This window comes from Varibaculum timonense (assembly GCF_027694345.1).
Classification (GTDB): domain Bacteria; phylum Actinomycetota; class Actinomycetes; order Actinomycetales; family Actinomycetaceae; genus Varibaculum; species Varibaculum timonense_A.
In genome coordinates this window covers 136,777-155,300 of record NZ_JAQEVU010000002.1, presented here as the reverse complement: position 1 = coordinate 155,300, position 18,524 = coordinate 136,777, and the positions used below count along the sequence as shown (strand labels likewise).

At 51.5% G+C, this 18,524-nt stretch carries 15 protein-coding genes and 1 tRNA gene; 8 read left to right on the top strand and 8 right to left on the bottom strand.

The window, feature by feature from the left end:
* Positions 1–8: 8 nt before the first annotated feature.
* The 4 genes from cydB (at position 9) to PG728_RS02230 (ending at position 7,103) form a co-directional block, all read left to right on the top strand.
* Positions 9–1,145, top strand: coding sequence for a cytochrome d ubiquinol oxidase subunit II (gene cydB / locus PG728_RS02245; RefSeq protein WP_270625540.1), 1,137 nt, complete (start codon positions 9–11; stop codon positions 1,143–1,145).
* A gap of 583 nt (positions 1,146–1,728) precedes the next feature.
* Positions 1,729–3,510: a thiol reductant ABC exporter subunit CydD gene (gene cydD, locus PG728_RS02240; protein WP_270625538.1), complete on the top strand. Its 1,782-nt coding sequence runs from the start codon at positions 1,729–1,731 to the stop codon at positions 3,508–3,510.
* A 1-nt stretch (position 3,511) separates the two neighbouring features.
* Complete coding sequence (gene cydC, locus PG728_RS02235; protein WP_270625536.1) at positions 3,512–5,320, top strand: thiol reductant ABC exporter subunit CydC; 1,809 nt, start codon at positions 3,512–3,514, stop codon at positions 5,318–5,320.
* On the top strand, positions 5,310–7,103 hold the full coding sequence (locus PG728_RS02230; protein WP_079985821.1) for a sensor histidine kinase: 1,794 nt from the start codon (positions 5,310–5,312) through the stop codon (positions 7,101–7,103). Before cydC ends, PG728_RS02230 begins: the two co-directional genes overlap by 11 nt.
* A gap of 48 nt (positions 7,104–7,151) precedes the next feature.
* Here PG728_RS02230 and PG728_RS02225 read toward each other — a convergent pair whose 3' ends face one another.
* The 3 genes from PG728_RS02225 to hflX form a co-directional block, all read right to left on the bottom strand.
* A complete protein-coding gene (locus PG728_RS02225; RefSeq protein WP_072509371.1) occupies positions 7,152–8,141 on the bottom strand; it encodes an L-lactate dehydrogenase in 990 nt (329 codons plus the stop codon).
* Positions 8,142–8,256: 115 nt separating this feature from the next.
* On the bottom strand, positions 8,257–10,266 hold the full coding sequence (locus PG728_RS02220) for an ATP-dependent DNA helicase (RefSeq protein WP_270625532.1): 2,010 nt from the start codon (positions 10,264–10,266) through the stop codon (positions 8,257–8,259).
* A complete protein-coding gene (hflX, locus tag PG728_RS02215) occupies positions 10,267–11,874 on the bottom strand; it encodes a GTPase HflX (RefSeq protein WP_270625529.1) in 1,608 nt (535 codons plus the stop codon).
* A 164-nt stretch (positions 11,875–12,038) separates the two neighbouring features.
* On the opposite strand from hflX, the gene PG728_RS02210 reads away from it, so the two are divergent.
* Positions 12,039–12,112 (top strand) — tRNA-Val (locus tag PG728_RS02210).
* A gap of 176 nt (positions 12,113–12,288) precedes the next feature.
* Positions 12,289–12,663: a hypothetical protein gene (locus tag PG728_RS02205; RefSeq protein ID WP_270625526.1), complete on the top strand. Its 375-nt coding sequence runs from the start codon at positions 12,289–12,291 to the stop codon at positions 12,661–12,663.
* Positions 12,664–12,675: 12 nt separating this feature from the next.
* Here the strand turns inward: PG728_RS02205 and PG728_RS02200 are convergent, their stop codons facing one another.
* On the bottom strand, positions 12,676–13,104 hold the full coding sequence (locus PG728_RS02200) for a DUF3052 domain-containing protein (protein WP_270625524.1): 429 nt from the start codon (positions 13,102–13,104) through the stop codon (positions 12,676–12,678).
* Positions 13,105–13,406: 302 nt separating this feature from the next.
* Between PG728_RS02200 and aceE the strand changes: the two genes are divergently transcribed.
* Positions 13,407–16,154: a pyruvate dehydrogenase (acetyl-transferring), homodimeric type gene (aceE, locus tag PG728_RS02195; protein ID WP_270625670.1), complete on the top strand. Its 2,748-nt coding sequence runs from the start codon at positions 13,407–13,409 to the stop codon at positions 16,152–16,154.
* A 218-nt stretch (positions 16,155–16,372) separates the two neighbouring features.
* On the opposite strand, the gene PG728_RS02190 is transcribed toward aceE, so the two are convergent.
* Together PG728_RS02190 and relB are read right to left on the bottom strand one after the other, a co-directional pair.
* Positions 16,373–16,699 carry a type II toxin-antitoxin system RelE family toxin gene (locus PG728_RS02190; RefSeq protein ID WP_333558160.1) on the bottom strand — a complete coding sequence of 109 codons (327 nt, stop codon included), beginning with the start codon at positions 16,697–16,699 and terminating at the stop codon, positions 16,373–16,375.
* Positions 16,636–16,857, bottom strand: a complete 222-nt coding sequence (relB, locus tag PG728_RS02185; RefSeq protein WP_270625521.1) for a type II toxin-antitoxin system RelB family antitoxin — start codon at positions 16,855–16,857, stop codon at positions 16,636–16,638. The genes PG728_RS02190 and relB overlap by 64 nt, the downstream gene beginning before the upstream one ends.
* 180 nt (positions 16,858–17,037) lie before the next feature.
* On the opposite strand from relB, the gene PG728_RS02180 reads away from it, so the two are divergent.
* A complete protein-coding gene (locus tag PG728_RS02180; protein WP_270625519.1) occupies positions 17,038–17,355 on the top strand; it encodes a DUF4298 domain-containing protein in 318 nt (105 codons plus the stop codon).
* A gap of 16 nt (positions 17,356–17,371) precedes the next feature.
* Here the strand turns inward: PG728_RS02180 and PG728_RS02175 are convergent, their stop codons facing one another.
* On the bottom strand, positions 17,372–17,860 hold the full coding sequence (locus PG728_RS02175; RefSeq protein ID WP_270625518.1) for a hypothetical protein: 489 nt from the start codon (positions 17,858–17,860) through the stop codon (positions 17,372–17,374).
* 213 nt (positions 17,861–18,073) lie between these two features.
* The gene (locus tag PG728_RS02170) at positions 18,074–18,523 is read right to left on the bottom strand and encodes a phosphopantetheine-binding protein (RefSeq protein ID WP_270625516.1); all 450 of its coding nucleotides are present in this window, start codon (positions 18,521–18,523) and stop codon (positions 18,074–18,076) included.
* Position 18,524: the final 1 nt, after the last annotated feature.

The window sequence follows — 18,524 nt, the reverse complement described above, 5'->3', positions numbered from 1 at the left end:
TCAAAGAGATGACTATTCTTCAAGTTATTTGGTTCATCCTGATCGCCGTCCTGTGGACTGGCTATCTGGTACTAGAAGGATTCGGTGTCGGTGCTGGAATGGTAATGCCGATGGTTGCCAAGACTGACCGCGAACGCACTCAGGTACAAAAAACCTACGGCCCAGTTTGGGACGGAAACGAGGTATGGTTACTGACCGCCGGAGGCGCAACTTTCGCTGCTTTCCCAGAATGGTACGCCACCATGTTCTCGGGAATGTATCTGGCACTGTTCTTGATTCTGTTCTGCTTAATTATTCGTATCTGCGCTATTGAGTGGCGCACCAAGGTGTCTTCTGCCGCTTGGCGCGGTCGCTGGGACACTTGGCAGACCATTGTCGCCTGGTTGGTTCCGGTTCTATTCGGAGTGGCTTTCGCCAACCTGGTACAGGGTATGAACATCGCGATTACCCAGTACAACACCCCCGGCGAAGCCTTGGCAGGGGCTACTGACCTCAGCAAGCACGTACACAACTTCACTTCCCAAGGCGCTCCCCTAGGCAGCGTATTCCTCTCGCTACTAACCCCCTACACCATTGCGGGTGGGGTAATGCTGGCGTTGGTATTCGCTACGCAAGGCTTGGCTTTCTTAGCGCTGCGCACCACTGGTGAGGTTCAGAACCGTGCAAAGAACCTGCTCGGCAAGTTCGCGATTGCAGACACCGTGCTAGTTGCAGTCGCCGCTTTGTGGGGACAGTTCCTATACGCCACCCAGGTAATGGCTTGGATTCCGCTAATCATTGCGGCCTTGGCATTTGTCGCCACCGTCTTGATGGCTCTTCGTGGCTCCGCATGGGGTGCATTGCTCGCTCACTCTGTCGGGATTGCAGGTGCAGTAGCGTGGATCTTTACCGCCATGGCTCCCAACGCTATGAAGTCCTCCCTAGATCCGAAGTTCTCGCTGACGATTTGGGATGCTTCTTCATCGCAGTCTACTTTAGCGATTATGCTAGTGATTGCGCTGATAGTAGTACCTATCGTATTGGGTTACACCTACTGGAGCTACACTCGTATGCCCCTGAAAGTCACCCTTGAAGAACTAGATGAAAACCCCGGATTACCGTGGGAAAAGATTCGTCAGGGTGCTTCTTTCCTCGCGGAAAGCTAGGCAAATAATCGGCACTTGCCAGATAACTTTCTGCGAGCTGTCGATTAATCAAAACTGAATAAATAGTGCTGGTCTTGGCTAAATAGCCAAGACCAGCACTATTTATATCACCCAACTTAAACCGCTGCCCCAAGCGCTGGGGCGGATTTATGTCGAGGGGTAGGCTTCGGGCGTTAAATCCGTAAAAATGCCAAAGCATTTTTACGGATTTCGGGGCGCGAGGCATAATCCGCCCCGGCGCTGGTTACCGACATCTCAGTCCTGGAATGAGCGCGAAGGCATCTGCCTGCTTCGGATAACCGATCTGGGGTAGGAAAACACTCGGAACAAGGATGTGGGGGGCTAGGTTTTTCCTCCCGCCCAAGAAATTCGGAAAACGTAGCGACATTTTCCGAATTCTTATGCCCACCGCACCCACTCGGATAAAACCTAGCCCCCCCCACTCGAAGTAACCAACCTGGAATGAGCGTGGGAGGAGAAATCCCTCTCCCGCGCGTACGCGGCGACTACTGATGAACAAGGTTTAGAGTTTTCTACTTCCTGTGGGAAAATAGTCCTATTATTTGCATGGAGGACACTCGTTTTGAAACCACTTGATCCGAAACTGCTGAAATATGCTCGCTCAGCACGCCTATCGATTGCGATAACTGCAATAACCGGCATTATGCAAGCAGGGTTAGTTATCGCCCAATGTTTCCTGATAGCTGCGTTGATTTCTCCGGTTATATCTTTACGGCAAACCTGGGGGCAAGTAGCTCACTTTGCATTCTGGTTAGCAATCGTTTCCCTGGCTAGGGTGGGTCTAACCTATTTTCGTGCAAACCATCAACATAAATCAGCCAAGAAAGCGATTCGAGAATTGCGCGCCCAAGTGCTGGCACATTGTTTGAAACTGGGACCGCGCTGGTTAGCACGTAAAGGTACCGACACAGTTACCTTAGCTACTAGGGGGCTAGAAAAACTCGGTCCTTACTTCGTTGATTATATTCCGCAACTGATTTTAGCGGTTACCGTCACTCCCCTGGTCTTAGTGGTCATGGCGGTAATGGACTTTTGGTCGGCGCTAGTAGCCATTATTACTATTCCCTTGATTCCTATCTTTATGGTGATTATTGGGAAGATGACTCAAAGCGCCTCTGATCGCCGTCTGGCTACGATGCAACACTTGGGACGGCAACTACTAGATTTAATTGCCGGTCTTGCCACTTTGAAGAGCCTGGGCAGACACCGCGGCCCGGAAAAACAAATCTCCTCGATTGGTAAAACCTATACCCAAACCACGATGGCTACTTTACGTATCGCCTTTCTATCGGGAGCGGTATTGGAGTTTATTTCTATTCTTTCGGTAGCAATCGTGGCAGTCACGGTAGGACTGCGAATGGTAAGTGGTGGTCTTGACCTTTACACTGGTCTAATCGCGATTATGCTTGCACCAGAGGTGTACACGCCGGTACGTCAAGTAGGCAAGTTCTTCCATGCTTCCGCTGATGGGGTCGCTGCTTCCCAATCTGCTTTTGAAATCCTAGAAACTTCCCCAGCTACTGGCGGTGACCAGCCGGCTCCCAATTTGACCGACACCACCATTACTCTTAGCGGCCTCACTATGGCTTCACGCGGAGCTTGGGCTCCAAATAACGTGAATCTAACTATTAAGCCCGCCACTATCACCGCTTTAGTAGGTAAATCTGGGGAAGGTAAAACCACCACAGTCATGGCACTGTTAAAACAGTTAGCTTGCGACCGGGGCGAAATCACTCTTTGTGATAGCACCGGGAATACCATTTCCCTAGATGACATCTCCCCTGAATCCTGGTGGCAGCAAACTTCTTGGCTACCCCAAATACCAATACTTCTACCTGGAACTTTGGCTCAAAACATTGCAGAGTCACACCCGCATCTACAAGAGCTTTTCCCACAGGGACTTCCCGGAAGAGAGGTTCGACAAGCCTCTCGCTTAGCAGGATTTGAAGAGGTAGTGGCAAAACTTCCCGAAGGCTGGAACACTTTCCTACGGGCAGGAGGAGAAGGACTATCTGTAGGACAGCGTCAGCGTCTCGCCCTGGTGCGGGCTTTGCTCTCCACGAAACAACTAATCGTCCTAGATGAGCCTTCCGCACATCTAGATGCCCATTTGGTGGCACAGGTGGCGCAAGTAGTTCAACATCTAAAAAATTCCGGTAAAACTGTAGTCTTGATTGCCCATCGCCAAGAGCTAGCGCAACTAGCTGATCAGGTAGTGCGGATATCTTCAGTTCCCTTCACCGCTGAAGAAGCGGAACGTTATCACGATACTCAGCCCCAGGCAGCCCGAGCCAGCGAGGCAGAGATTCCCGAATTTCTAGGCTCGACACGGGGGTTGCAATAGTATGAAAACTTGGTTTATTACCACCGAAGAACGCCAGGCACTTAAACGGGCTATAAAGCTCTTAGAACTAAAACCTGCCACCTTGTTTTTGGCTTGTTTCTTGGGGGCAGCCGGATTGGGCGCCACCATTGCCCTAGGCGCTACCGCAGCCTGGCTGATTGCCCGTGCCTCCCAAATGCCGCCCGTCCTCTACCTGGAGGTAGCGGTTGTTTCCGTGCGTTTTTTCGGGATTTCCAAAGCGGTGTTCCGTTACCTGGAACGGTTAGCCTCCCACAAGTTGGGGGTGTCCGGGATGACTACCCTGCGCACCAATCTTTACAGAAGTCTTTCCTATTCCGACACCGCCCGGATTGCCAGCTTGCGACGAGGAGACATTCTAGATCGGATGGGAACCGATGTAGACAATATCGGTGATTTCGTGGTAAAAAGCCTGTTACCAGCCATGGTTGCCACTATTGTGGGGATAATAACCGTGGTCGGTATCAGCCTAGTGGATTGGAGAGCCGGTCTTTTCTTGGCACTAGGTCTACTGCTATCTGGCCTGGTCGGCCCCCTTTTCACTATCCGTGCTACCCGAATTTCCCAGCAGCGCGAAACTCAAAGTCGCGCCCAGATTTCCGAAGTGGCAATGACTATGGTTGATGGCGCTGCCCAAATCACGGTAGATGGTCAAACTCAACAGGTACTTTCTGGCCTGTCGAAGCTGGAAGATCAGCTCTATGAGGCAAAGGATTCCTCCGCAAAACCAGCTGCCTTGGCAGAGGCTATCGACGTGTTCGGAATGTTAATGGCGGTAATCATGGCTGCCTATTTCGGGATTTCGGCGGTAAATCACCAATCTATCCCCGAGGTAATGCTGGCAGTGCTGGCACTTACTCCCCTTTCTGCTTTCGAGGGAACCGCACAGCTCGGACCGGCCGCTCAACAGCTAGTAATATCGGCTACTTCAGCGGTTCGGATAATGAATATGCTTCCGGCGCAGGAACAGGTAAAAATGACTGACGAGGACGAACAGCCAATTATTCCCCGCAACCGGAGCGCTTCCAGTATTCTGGAAGCTAAGGATTTAGCTATTGCCTGGCCGGGGGGTCCGGTAGTAGCCGAGGGGATTAATTTACGTCTAGAACCAGGCAATCACCTGGCGATTGTCGGGCAATCCGGTATCGGGAAAACCACCCTGCTCTACACCCTGGCTGGACTGCTAAAACCAGTTTCTGGGAGCGTAAAAATTGATGGGGTAGATATTTTCTCCTTACCGCGTATTCGGGCTGCGGCCAGCTTCGTAATTACTCCCGAGGATGCCCATATTTTTGAAACCACTATTTTAGAAAACCTGCGAGTAGCTAATGGTCAGCTTTCAGCTAAAGAGGGGGAAGAACTACTTAAAGAGGCTGGTTTGGGGCAATGGATATCTTCACTGCCAGATGGTTTAGAAACCGAGCTAGGTTCGGGCGCAACCACTATTTCTGGTGGTGAACGTCGCCGGATTCTTTTGGCACGCGCTATGGCAGCGAAAGCACCGCTATTAGCGCTTGATGAGCCCGGAGAACACTTGGACGCCGAAACCGCTGACGCTCTGCTGCGAGATTTATTAAATTCCGGCAGTAAAGAACAAAAACGGGGAGTCATCCTGGTAACCCATCGTTTAACCCCCCTCGACCAGGCAGATAAAGTATTTATTATGGATAAGCCCCACGGCAATCCCAACGAGCCAGCAACCTTTGTCGCTTCAGGCACTCATAAAGAACTCTTAGAAACCCACCAAGGCTATGCCTGGAGTATCCGCCAGGAGCAGGTTGATGTCTTTTGATAACGTTCCATTACCAAGTTTCCCCGGCTTATCAAGTTCCGACAACCCGGATTTACCCGACCCAATTGCCGCTTCTCGCCCTTTAGATAGCAGTTTAGATAACCATTCGTCGCTATCAGAAGATAGTTCGCGCCTGTTATCCTCTGTGCTACGCCTGATGGGAAACCTAGAGCAAGACAAAGTTTTGCAGGCATTCGTAGATCAGGCGTGCGCCATGACATCCTCGCCCTATGGAGCCTTAGCTATCTTGGACTCTCGTGGGGAGACCAGCGCTTTTTATACTCACGGGGTGAGCGAAAAACAGCGTGCATCAATGGGACATCCCCCGGTAGGACGCGGAATTATCGGAGATGTTCCGGTAAATAACGGCGTTATCTCTAATGATTTGGCTTCCGATCCGCGTTTTACCGGCTATCCGCCCTCACACCCGGAAATGCACTCGTTTTTAGGGGTACCGCTGCGTATCCATGAACAAGTCTATGGTCGCCTCTACCTGTGTAATCGTCCCGGAGGATACAGTGAACACGACTTGGCATACGTATCAGGACTTGCAGTTCTAGCCGCAGTAGCGATAGAAAACTCGCGTCTTTACGAGGTTTCGCGCTCACGCGAACGCTGGACCCAGGTGTCCCAGCAGCTCACCACGATTCTATTAGAGGGTACGGATGAAGAGGACGCCCTGCAGTTTATTGCGAAATCGGTACGGGAAGTAGCGCAAGCCGATACTGCTTTACTGGTTTTACCCTCGGTCGGTGATTCTTGGGTTTGCGAGATTGCTTCCGGATATGGTGCGAGCGAACTGATTGGGGTGGCTTTTCCTCCACAAGGACGGGCCCGCACGGTACTTGCAGAAGGTCAAGGTTTAATCGTTGATTCCTTGGCGCGAGCGACCACTTTACGGGTACAAGAACTGTCCAAGTTCGGTGCCGCTCTCTACGTCCCCCTATTAGCCAGATCGCACGCTATCGGGGTATTACTGCTTTTACGTCTACCAGGTAAACCAGAGTTCAACCCTGAGGTTTTAGCTATGGCGGAACAGGTTGCTACCCAAGCGGCTCTCGCCCTCGAAATCGCTGATGCTAAACATGCAGCCGATATTGCAACTTTGCTAGATGAGCGCGCCAAAATTGGGGAAGATTTGCATGACCTCGCAATCCAACAGCTTTTCGCTACCGGTATGCAGTTAGAACGGATTCGAGCAACTTTTGCCAGTGAAACTAATCTGGATTTCTCTCAGGCGGAGTCCCTGATGGAAAAGGCTTTGGCCAGTGTAGATGACTCGGTTAAACAGATTAGAGCGATTGTCCACAATTTGCGAGAACCAGATGCGGCGGTAGATTTAGTTGAACGGCTGCGCCGAGAAGCTTCCCTGGCTCGGCGGTTACTGGGATTCGCGCCCTCTTTCGTTTTAGAAATAGATGGAGAAACCCTCTCGGCTTCAAACCCGGCTAGGGAAGAAATCTTGATTGAAGAAGCCGATCAACGGGTCGGACACGATATTTGTGATGACGTAGTGGCGGTAGTACGTGAAGCCCTGTCTAATACGGCACGCCATGCGGGGGCATCCTCTGCACAGGTGGTGGTAAAAATTAGCGGTATGGGCTGTAACGGCTCTATCCAGGTGGAAGTAACCGATGATGGGCATGGCCTAGATCCTAGCGTTACCCGCCGGTCTGGTCTTGATAATCTGAAGAGCCGCGCCCGCCGCCACGGCGGTATTTGCCTCGTTAAGGCAGCTAAACCTAACGGGTTAGCCTTAAGCTGGGAAGTTCCCCTATCTTAAGACCACCCATCAGCTAAATAGCTAGTTATGTCCGCTAACGAAGTTAGGTTATAGCCCTACCGATTTAGCGACCTCGGACAGTTTTTCTGCGCTGCGGGTCAGAGCATCTCGCTCATTTAGGGTAATCGGCGGATCTAGTACGCGCCCTACCCCGGAGCGACCCACCAGAGTTGGGGCTGCCATACATACCCCGGAGATACCATTCCAGTTGTCAAGTAGGGATGAAACGGTTAGAACCCGATCCTCATCGCGCATTACTGCGGAGATAATGTTGGTTACTGCCAGCCCGATCGCGAAATTAGTTACCCCTTTTCCGTCAATAATCCGGTAGGCTGATTCCACTACGTCTTTCGCTATCCGTTTTTGCAGCTTATCATCAAAAATTCCTCCCCCGACGGTGGCTCCCCACCGCGAGAGCGGCACGTTACCAATCTCGGCACTGGACCAGAGCGGAACCTCGGAGTCACCGTGTTCACCGGCAATATAGGCGTGAATATTTTGGACTGCAACCCCGGTTTCTTGCGAAATTAGGTAACGCATCCGGGAAGTATCAAGTACCGTTCCGGAACCAAAAACCTGGTGCGAGGGCAAACCGCTCATCTTTAGAGCCATATAGGTAGCGATATCTACCGGGTTAGAGACCAAGATATAAATGGCATCGGGGGCAACGTTTAGCACTTTCGGCAAAATAGAGTTCATGATGTTTACCATCGCCTGCACCATATCTAGGCGTGACTGTCCCGGTTTTTGCTGCGGACCGGCGGTAATCACGATAACGTCCGAGTCACGTAAGACCTCAACATCGTCTGAACCGGATATTGAAGCGGCAGGGGTGAACTGAATCCCGTGTGCAAGGTCGAGAGCCTCCGCTTCGACCTTAGCTTTATTTATATCGAATAGAGCTATTTCGCGAGCTGCACCTTTAATCTGGCACGCATAGGCGAGAGCAGTACCAACGAAACCGGCACCGACAATCCCCACTTTCGAGCGACGAGTCAGCGCCGAGGGGTAGAGAGAATTTGCACGCTCTTTCGACATAGTTTCTCCTTTAGGGATAGAAGTTTTCTTCTAAAACCAAATTACCCTGCCAGAATTGATAATGCCGATGAAAAACGACCTAGTTTCAGGGTGATTTTATAGTCTTTCTCGTCTTTTAGCTGTCCTGGGCAGATTCTTGTTGTTTCGATAGACGCTTTAAAGCGCCCAGCACAGTATCCCGATTGGTGGTTTTCCAAAAAGGGGGTAAGGATTTAAGCAGGTAGTTAGCATACCGGGCAGTAGTTAGTCTCTGATCTAAGATTGCAACTACTCCCCGGTCATCGGCAGTTCTAATCAGTCGCCCTACCCCCTGAGCCAATAATAACGCCGCATGAGTGAGGGAAACCTCGGCAAAGCCACTTCCCCCTGCGACCTCAACAGCGCGGGTACGGGCAGAAATATAAGGGTCATTAGGACGAGGGAAAGGTATTCGGTCAATCAACACTAGGCGACAGGTATCCCCCGGCAAATCCACTCCTTGCCAAAGTGAAAGCGTACCAAATAAACAAAAATCACGATTAGCTGAAAACTCATCTATCAGCTGATTTATAGGTCGTTCTCCCTGTAACAGTACCTTGAAGTCACAGTTATCGGCAAAATATTGGGCTGCCTGTTCAGCCGCCTTAAAGGAAGAAAATAGCCCTAACACTCCCCCGCCAGCTGCCTCAGATAGCTCTAAGGCTCTTTCCAGAACCGATTGATCTAGCCCTGATTGCCCCGGACGTGGCAAATCAGAAGCCACATACAGGATTCCTTGCTTAGCGTAATCAAAAGGACTACCTAAATCACTACCTTGCCAAGTGTGCGAACCGCGCAGCCCCAGGCAGGAAGCAATTGGATTAAAAGATCCTCCCAGCTGCATAGTGGCAGAAGTCAGCACGCAAGAACGTCCCTTAAACAGGTTCGCATACAGTTTATTTCCCACGTCGAGAGGCCCCGAATAAAGGCAACGTTCCCCAGATTTTTCTTCCTCAATCCAGGCAGCCGATTTGGTCGGGTCAAAGCAGCTAATTAGTTCAGCGGCCTCTAAAGACTCTTCAATCTGAGCCAGGGTCACTTTTTGTTTACCTTTATTTTCGTCCTCTTTATTAGCGCTACTAACCTGCCCAGAGATATCAGATAGTTCGATTTGCAGCGCAGTTAAAGTCTCTTGCAAAGCTCCCTGGATAGAGTTCAATTCCCCCTCGGGCAAGTCATTTAAGGTTTTTGATAAACGTTCGGATACCTCAAAAAGGTTGCTGACTGGCAAATCAAAATGCTTTCTAGCGCTGCGAGCAATCCTTTCTATTGCCGCACCTGAAAGGTTCACGCAGGCTTGCGAGCGCGCCCGGGAAGGAAGCTCGTGCGCCTCATCAACGATTAATACTTCAAAATCTGGCAGCAGCTCGGCGCTGGTGAGTGCCGAAATCGCTAATAGCGCGTGATTAGTGACAATAATATCGGCATCTTGGGCTTTGAGCCGGGCATCTCTAGGAAAACAGTCAGTAAAATAGCGACAGGTTTTCCCCTGACATTGATTAGCAGCGATTGAGGCTTGCCGCCAGGCGGATAACGTGACTGCCCGCTCTAGGTCGTCACGATCCCCGCTATCGCTCTCTTGCGCCCATTCCCGCAGCCGCGCCAATTGTTTGCCCACCAAAGTGGGGGAAGCCGCAGTCACCTCATAGGCGGGAAAGAGAGCTTCACTTTCTTCGGGAGCGGCCAGTTTCCAGCGACAAATATAGTTTGACCACCCTTTTAGCACCGCCACGTTTGGAAGAGGATACCCGAGCTGCCGGCACGCCCCCACTACCGTGGGAATATCACAGCTGAGGAGCTGACGCTGCAACGCCAAAGTAGCAGTCGAGATTACAACCCGTTTCCCATGGTCTATGACCTGCTGGAAAGCAGCCGCCAGATAGGCAAGAGATTTGCCCGTACCGGTTCCTGCCCCCACCAATTGCGCGCCCTCTAAAGAAAATGAGCGGCTCGCCAGATTACACATTTGAACCTGTTCCTCGCGTTTACTTCCCCCAATACGCTCAATACAGGTTTGCAGAATTTCGCACGCTGCTCTCGCATCTTTACCGCCACTGCCTTTACCCTTATCGGCAGTGGCAACTAGCGGAGAAACCGAAGAATCCATCTAGTTCGCCACTTCCAATATGGCTTGCGCCAAGGCCGGTCCAGCTCGCCCTATAACATGAGTGCCCTGTTCTAGATACTCCACGGTATCGACGATACCCTCCTGGTGGAGTCGGGCTACCAGAGCAGAATGACTATAGGGAATTACGTAATCTATGGGTTTAGCGGGCGCAGGTAGCGCTTTGCCGATTGCTTCGCGGAGCTGGCTAAGACCTTGCCCGCTGCGGGTCGAGAGCGCTATCGCCCCAGGTATTAACGATTGCAGTGCGCGGATATGGAATGCATCTACCAAATCTGCTTTGTTGAGGACGATAATTTGGGGGATCGCAGAAATGTTGGTTAGCTCCCCCAACACTTCCTTAACGGTTTCTACCTGATGGGAGGGGTTCTGGTGGCTGGCATCTACTACGTGCACGATTACATCGGAGTATTCAACTTCCTCTAGGGTGGAGCGGAAAGCTTCTACCAGCTCGTGCGGAAGTTCATCAATAAAACCTACCGTGTCGGTTAGGGTGTAGCTGCGCCCATCGGGGGTTTGCGCCTGGCGCACGGTGGGATCTAGAGTAGCAAACAGGGCATCTTGCACCATCACATCCGCGTCTACCAGGACATTTAGTAGAGAGGATTTTCCGGCGTTGGTGTAGCCCACGATTACCACTGAGGGCAGGGCGCTTTGCAGACGGCTTTCCCGTTTAGTGTCCCGTCCTTTTTTCATTTGCTGAATCTCGCGGCGTAATTTCGCGATTCGCTTGGTAATCCGGCGGCGGTCAGTTTCCAGTTTGGTTTCACCTGGACCGCGCGCACCGATTCCCGCTCCCCCCGACACGCGCCCTCCTGCCTGGCGAGACATTGATTGTCCCCAGCCCCGAAGGCGGGGCAGCAGATATTGTAGCTGCGCCAGTTCCACTTGGGCTTTCCCCTCGCGCGAGGAGGCGTGTTGGGCGAAAATGTCCAGGATTACGGCGGTACGGTCGATGACTTTCACTTGAACTATGTCTTCCAGTCCTCGCCGCTGGGAGGGCTGGAGCTGGGCATTTACGACTACGGTGTCGGCGTTCAGCGCCGCTATCTGCTCGGCTAACTCTTTAGCTTTACCTCGCCCTACGAAAGTTGCGGCATCCGGGGTGCTGCGTCGCTGCAAAGCCGCGCCTACCAGCTGGGCTCCTGCGGTTTGTGCCAGGGCAGCCAGTTCGGACAGGGACTGCTGCGCATGAGAGCGGTCATGGTCATATATGCCCACAAGAAATACTTTTTCTAACTGAACCCGGCGATACTCGACCTCTGAAATATCCAGGTCAGATGCGTTCGTGCGCTGAAATTCTTCCCGCAATTGCCGCGAGAAATCTCCGCCGTGCGAACTTTGTCTAGATAGCGCGGTACTCGTCCAATCCAGTAGTTCTAGCCCTTTTTGTTCCGCGGGCGGATAGTTATCGGATTGGTTTTGATTTGCGATAGCTGGGGCGGCGTCTGTTACGTGTGGGTTTGGGTGGCGTGCGCGTACACGGCGAACCAGGTCATAGGCTCGTTCTAGGTCTTGTTTGCTGACCCGTGATTCTTCTAGGATTTGCGCCGCCCCCTTTCCACTAATCGCTTCTCCTGATTTTCCCATGCTCTCCCCCAGGGCTGCAATAGGGCGCGCAGGCAGGAGGGCGCGTCATTTTATTCTCTACCGCCAGATTTGTTGGTATTGGCACGGGTTTTATGAGTTCGATTCATATCACACTCTGTCAAGTTTGTTTCTCTGTCGAGATTGGGTATTCTTTAACAGGTCTAGGGCCTATAGCTCAGTTGGCTAGAGCGCCACGTTTACACCGTGGATGTCGGGGGTTCGAGTCCCTCTGGGCCCACCGTGACGAACTCGAACAGCAAGCTTGCTTGCTAGTGAGAGTGAGGAAACCGTGCGTAATCCCGTTAGGGATTACTGGCACAGGAGGAGCCCGAACGGTACGAAAATCGTTCGGGTTTTCGCAATAGTGAGGGCGACGAAATTGTGTGTAATCCCGCCCGGGATTACTATCACTTTATGTATTACAGGTGGATACCGTTATTTTCTTCGCTGACGCTCACCGGCTTGACCGGAGGGTTGTGGGGGTATGCCTGGGAGTCCACCGCCCCAGCCCCCACTTGGGTGTCAGCTAGCGTGCTAGTTCTCGCATTTCTGTTTGCAGCTATAGGGGCTATAGGGATTGTTTTTGCGAGTAAAACAACCGCTTCCAAGGCCGCAAAAATTACTTACCTGACCGGGACGATGCTGTTCCTTGCGGGATTCGTTTCCTTCTATGTATTCTCCCAACCTACCACTATAAACATTTTTGGGTTTATAGCAGTTACAGCAGGTTTAATAGTCGCGAATCTAGCCGCGGGTTACCTTTACCGGGATGGTTCCCGGCAAAAGTAAATATTTCGCTGCTTAGCGGGCGCGGGAAACGATTTGCGTACCTGCCCACTGGGGAGAAACCACTTCCGAGGTGGTAGGATTCATTCCCGCGGTTTTAGCTGCTTCCTCGATTAGACGCGGATCAACAGCCTGCGGATCAGAGGCGATTGGGCTGAGCACCCAAATTCGTCCTCCTTCATCCATATTACCCATTGCGTCCATCAGCAAATCTGAAAGATCATCGGCGTTCCCGTCATCATCACGCCACCAAATCAGGGCACCATCACTCATGCCGGTGAAATCTTCATCTGCTAAATCGTCATCAATCTGATCCATAATGGCTTGACGAAGATTTTCATCAACATCTTCATCCCAACCAAATTCTTGAATGACTTGCTCTTCTTTAAACCCCATTTCCGAAACGGATAGGGAAGTTTCATGCCTTTCGCCTGTGGTTTCCACGTTCTCTAAAATACATGATTGAGACGATTGGGAAAAACACTAGCGCCGAGTTTCAGCTAATCTCTGCCCATATTTCACTGTTTCCTGAAATAACCCCACGCCATTACCACCTATAATCCCTGGTAAACGCGATTATTCTCAGCATTATTGCCACCTTAAATCACTTTTGAGTGTAACCGGTTTACCAAGACTTCCCTCATTTTCATTAGTCGGCTAAAGAGCAGTAGCGAAAGCACGAAAAATAGATAAGAATTAGATTTGTATGGTCTTTGGTTGAAGGAGCAGCAATACCTATGAGTGATATGTCTGAGAATAAAGCATCCCTGGATTCTATACACCAATTAGCCAAGGCAATACCAGACCCTGACCCGGAAGAGACCCGTGATTGGCTCGATTCTTTAGACCAACTGATTAAAGAACGCGGTCCGGAGCGTACTCGCGATTTACTGTTGCGAATGTTAGCGGCGGCAGGTGAACAAAACGTGGCGGTGCCTGCCAATTTAAATACGCCTTTCACGAACACGATTAAGCCGCATGATGAACCGACTTTCCCCGGGGATGAACGCATCGAGCGGGATTATCGTCGCTGGATGCGCTGGAATGCCGCCGTGCAGGTTACCCGCGCGCAACGCCAAGGGGTGCATGTGGGGGGTCATATTTCCTCCTATGCTTCTATCTCTACTCTTTACGAGGTGGGCTTTAACCATTTCTTCCGCGGCAAGTCTCATCCGAGCGGCGGGGATCACGTGTTTTTCCAAGGGCACGCCTCCCCCGGTATTTACGCGCGGGCTTTCCTAGAGGGGAGGCTATCTGAGGAGGATATGGATGGTTTCCGTCAGGAACTATCTCAAGCCCCTCACGGTTTGCCTTCTTACCCGCATCCGCGACACCTGCCCGAGTTTTGGGAATACCCCACCGTGTCTATGGGGCTGGGGCCGGCCGAGGCGATTACCCAGGCCTGGTTTGATACCTATTTGACTAACCGGGGAATCAAGGACTGTTCTGACCAGCACACTTGGGCTTTCCTGGGTGATGGGGAAATGGATGAACCGGAATCGCGGGGAATGTTGCAGCTAGCGGGACAGCAAAAACTCGACAACCTAACGTTTGTCGTGAACTGCAACTTGCAGCGTCTGGATGGTCCAGTGCGCGGTAACGGACAGATTATTCAGGAACTTGAGGCATTTTTCCGAGGCGCCGGCTGGAACGTTATCAAGGTGATTTGGGGTCGCGGCTGGGATCGCTTGTTAGCCAAGGATCATGACCATGCGCTGCTGAAGGTGATGACCGAATGTCTGGATGGCGACTACCAGACGTTCAAGGCTAATGATGGCGCTTACGTGCGTGAACACTTCTTTGGGCGGGATCCGCGCACCGCAAAAATGGTGGAGGACTGGACCGACGAGGAGATTTGGGATTTGCGGCGGGGCGGTCATGATTACCGCAAGGTTTACGCGGCCTATCATGCGGCAATGGCGCATAAGGGACAGCCGACTGTTATCTTGGCGCACACTATTAAGGGATATGTGCTGGGTGAGACTTTCGCGGGACGCAACTCCACTCACCAGATGAAGAAGCTGAACTTGAAAGATTTGAAGGCGCTGCGCGACCGGCTACATATTCCGATTACCGATGAGGAGCTGGAGAAGGATCCGCAGCTGCCTCCCTATTACCGTCCCTCCGAGGATCACCCATCCTTGCAATATATGTTTGAGCGTCGCGAAAAGCTGGGCGGTTTTTTGCCTTCGCGTCCTAAAGAACGCAACCAGATGCAGATCTCTTTACCCGACGATTCCGTGTATGACGTCCTCAAAGGAGGTTCGGGTAAACAGAAAGTTGCCACCACCATGGCGCTGGTGCGTCTAATGAAAGAGTTTTTAAAGGATGAAGAGTTCGGCAAGCGGATTGTGCCGATCGTGCCGGATGAGGCGCGGACTTTCGGGATGGACTCCATGTTCCCCTCCGCGAAAATCTATAACACTCTGGGCATGAATTACACGGCAGTCGATGAAGATTTGATGCTGCATTATTCCGAGGGTAAAGATGGCCAGATTCTGCACCCCGGGATTAATGAGGCGGGAGCAGCTGCCGCTTTCCAGGTGGCCGGCACTTCCTATATGTCTAATGGGGAACCCACGATCCCGTTCTACCTGTTCTATTCGATGTTTGGTTTTCAGAGGACGGGTGACCAGTTCTGGGCTGCCGGAGACCAGTTGGCACGAGGTTTCGTAATTGGCGGAACCGCGGGACGTACCACTTTAACTGGTGAGGGTCTGCAACATGCCGACGGTCACTCCCCGATTATTGCTGCTACTAACCCGGCGTTTGTGCAGTACGATTCGGCCTATGCTTACGAGTTGCGCCATATTATTCGTGACGGTTTGCAACGAATGTATGGAGATGGCTCCGATGGGCGCGATCAGAACGTCATGTACTATTTGACGGTTTACAATGAGGCGATTCACCAGCCGGCAGAACCTGAAGGAGTCGATGTTGAGGGGATTTTGCGTGGCATGTATGCCTTGACCGGCCACTATGAAAATGGCGGACCGAAGGTAGAACTGCTAGCTTCGGGGATTTCGGTTCCTTGGGCGCTGCAGGCGCAAAAGCTTTTGATGCAGGATTGGGGGGTGGACGCGGCTGTCTGGTCGGTGACCAGTTGGCATGAACTGCGCCGGGACGGTATGGAGAGCGATCGCCATAATCTGCTTCATGCGGATGAAGAATATCGCTTGCCCTATGTTACTCAGCGGCTCCGTAATGCCACTGGACCGGTGATTGCAACTTCGGATTATGACCATCTGGTTCCCGATATGATTCGCCCCTGGGTGCCGGGACGCTACAAGGTGCTGGGTGCTTCCGATTTCGGGTATTCCGATACCCGTGCCGCCGCTCGCCGCCACTTCTTGATTGATGCAGAGTCCCTGGTGGTTCAGGCCTTGGAGGCTTTAAATGAGGACGGGATTCTTCCAGATCGCTCGGTGGTTACTCAGGCATTGAATCGCTATGACCTGTTAAATCCGAATGCTGGTTCTTCTGGCGAACAGTAAAGTCTGACACTAATAGCATCAGGGGGGCGCCCATTTCCCAATGGGCGCCCCCCTTTACTTTCTGGAGCTACCTCCACCCCAAAAAATGCGCCCCCAATTGAGTCTGGAGTTACTATTTGCCCTATTAAAGGGCACTAGGTCGCATTAACCCGCTTATTGCGAACCCGGACACCCCTGGTCTTATTTCTCGGGGTTTACCAAGAGTTGCGCCGCTACCGCTAGCGATAGATTTCTTTGCTATGCCCGATTACTAAGGCTTGAATATAGAAGTGGTCATCTTCAATCTCGCAGATGAGGCGATAGTTTCCGATGCGGTAACGCCACTGCCTCGCATAGTTCCCGCGCAACGGTTTACCGTGACTGCGGGGATCGGGAGTGCCCACCAGATTTTTATCAATCCAGTTGCTTATCATGCGCTGGGTATAACGATCGAGTTTCCGAAATTGTCTTTTGAACCTGTTAGTCACCCGGAACTGATATTTCACAGGTCGAGCTCTTTCTTGAACTCGTCCCACGAGTAGGATTTCTTTCCGTCCTCTTCCCATTCGCGGTGAGCCTCATCGGCTACTGTCAGGTCGAACTCGTCCTCTATCTTTTCGAATAGTGCCTGCCTAAAGGCTTCTGCCAAGGTAATGGAGTGTAAGTTCGCATAGCTGGTGGCTAGCTCCTTTTCTTCTGTACTCATCCGGATGGAAAATGCCATCTCTTGCCCTCCCCTTTGTAGTACAAGATACTACACGCCTGGACGCCGGTCAATAGATTGCGACAAGTTATAGCATTAACCGACACTGGGCTAGGTTCTGAATGCAGGATAACCGCAGGTGCGCCCTCTAGAAATATCCTGGGATAAGCGGCTGCGGGCGAGGTGTGGGAGGATAGCGCTATGGAAAAAACTGGAGTTTCCGCGGAGCAAATCGAGCGGGTATCGCAAATGGAGGCAGCGCTAGTGAGCCTCAATGACGCGATTGCAACTGTCGAGGACGCCCTCGATACCTATGAGCAGATGTGGGACGATTACCGCGCCTTGGATAGTTATTATTCCGGGAAGGCCTGGTGGGAAGATTTAGATGCCGATAACCAGGGGCTTTTACCGGAAGATTTGCCGCGCGGAGTTCTTTCCGAGGACGCAGCCTACGACGCCCTCGGCAATGCCGAAGCCCTGCGTGAGCGACTAAAAGAAATCGCGCAATCCGCCCAGTAAAACTCTTGCGTGAGCACTAAGACACTCCTCCATACAGGGCAGGATAACCCTTGAAAAAAGTAGATTCTCCAGAGATAGCAGTAGTAGTTGTCGTAGGATTATTAGCAACCTCCGGTATCTGCGTGTCGTTCTTATTTGATTCTTTTTCCATGAGGAAGAGCAAAAGTCCCATGGATAGCAAAAACGCTACCACTGCCACGAACACAGTAAACGTAAACGATTGTGTTAGAGATTTAACCATCTTCCACGAAGTGCGAAGTGAAGCCCTTTTTGAACAGCCCTCCATTGGAGGCTCAGATTTCTCCGGGCAGCCATCGATATCCGTATTAGGTTTCGGGTTCTCTACGCCGGGGGCATTGTCCCGCAGAGGCATATTCTGGCTGCCAGAGGTCGGATAACCCTTGTCAAGTTGGAGCGTTAGCCCAGATTCTGCATGCGGCTTCCCAGCGAATCTGCCATTAATATGTCGCGGATGTTTGTTCTCAAAATCTTGATTTTTACTCATACTCACTATTGTTGGCGGGGAGAGTATTTCTCTCGAAAAAATGGGGCAAGCATCAATAGTTTGTAACCATATCTCCAAGACAAGTCAGTATCTTTGAGTTTTTAAACAAGATTTACGCCAGCGATAAATGCCAATTATTCGTTTTTGACCTCATAATGGCAGGAAAGACCTCAACATTGCCATTATTTGAAATAAAGATAAGAATGTATATCTTTATTTATTTGCCCTGTTTTTACTGGATCCATATAGGAGCGCCAGCTCCCCTAGGGTTTCGCATTCTACGATTTGAGCATCGGAGCGTTTTTCCTTTAGTTCCGCCTCTAGCTGCGCCACTACCGCATATAACGACAGGTCATCGAAATCAAGATCGTCTATCAGATTTGTCTGCGGTAACAGCGATTCTTGTTTCTCACCAGTTTCAGCAGATACCGCCGCTAACAGCGCGGCTACAACTTCTAAATCACTTGGAAAGCTTTCCCAAGCAGGAGGGAGATTTCCTGAGGGCGCATCCGAGGCAGTAGCACTGGTTTCCTCGGTAACTATCCCAGTTTCTGAGACTTGAAGAAAAAACTCGCCCTCTTTTCCATCTTCAACCTCCGCGCCACCAGGCAGACCCTTACCGAAATCGGCGAGCGCCGCTAAGGCATCAGCATCTAGCGCCATC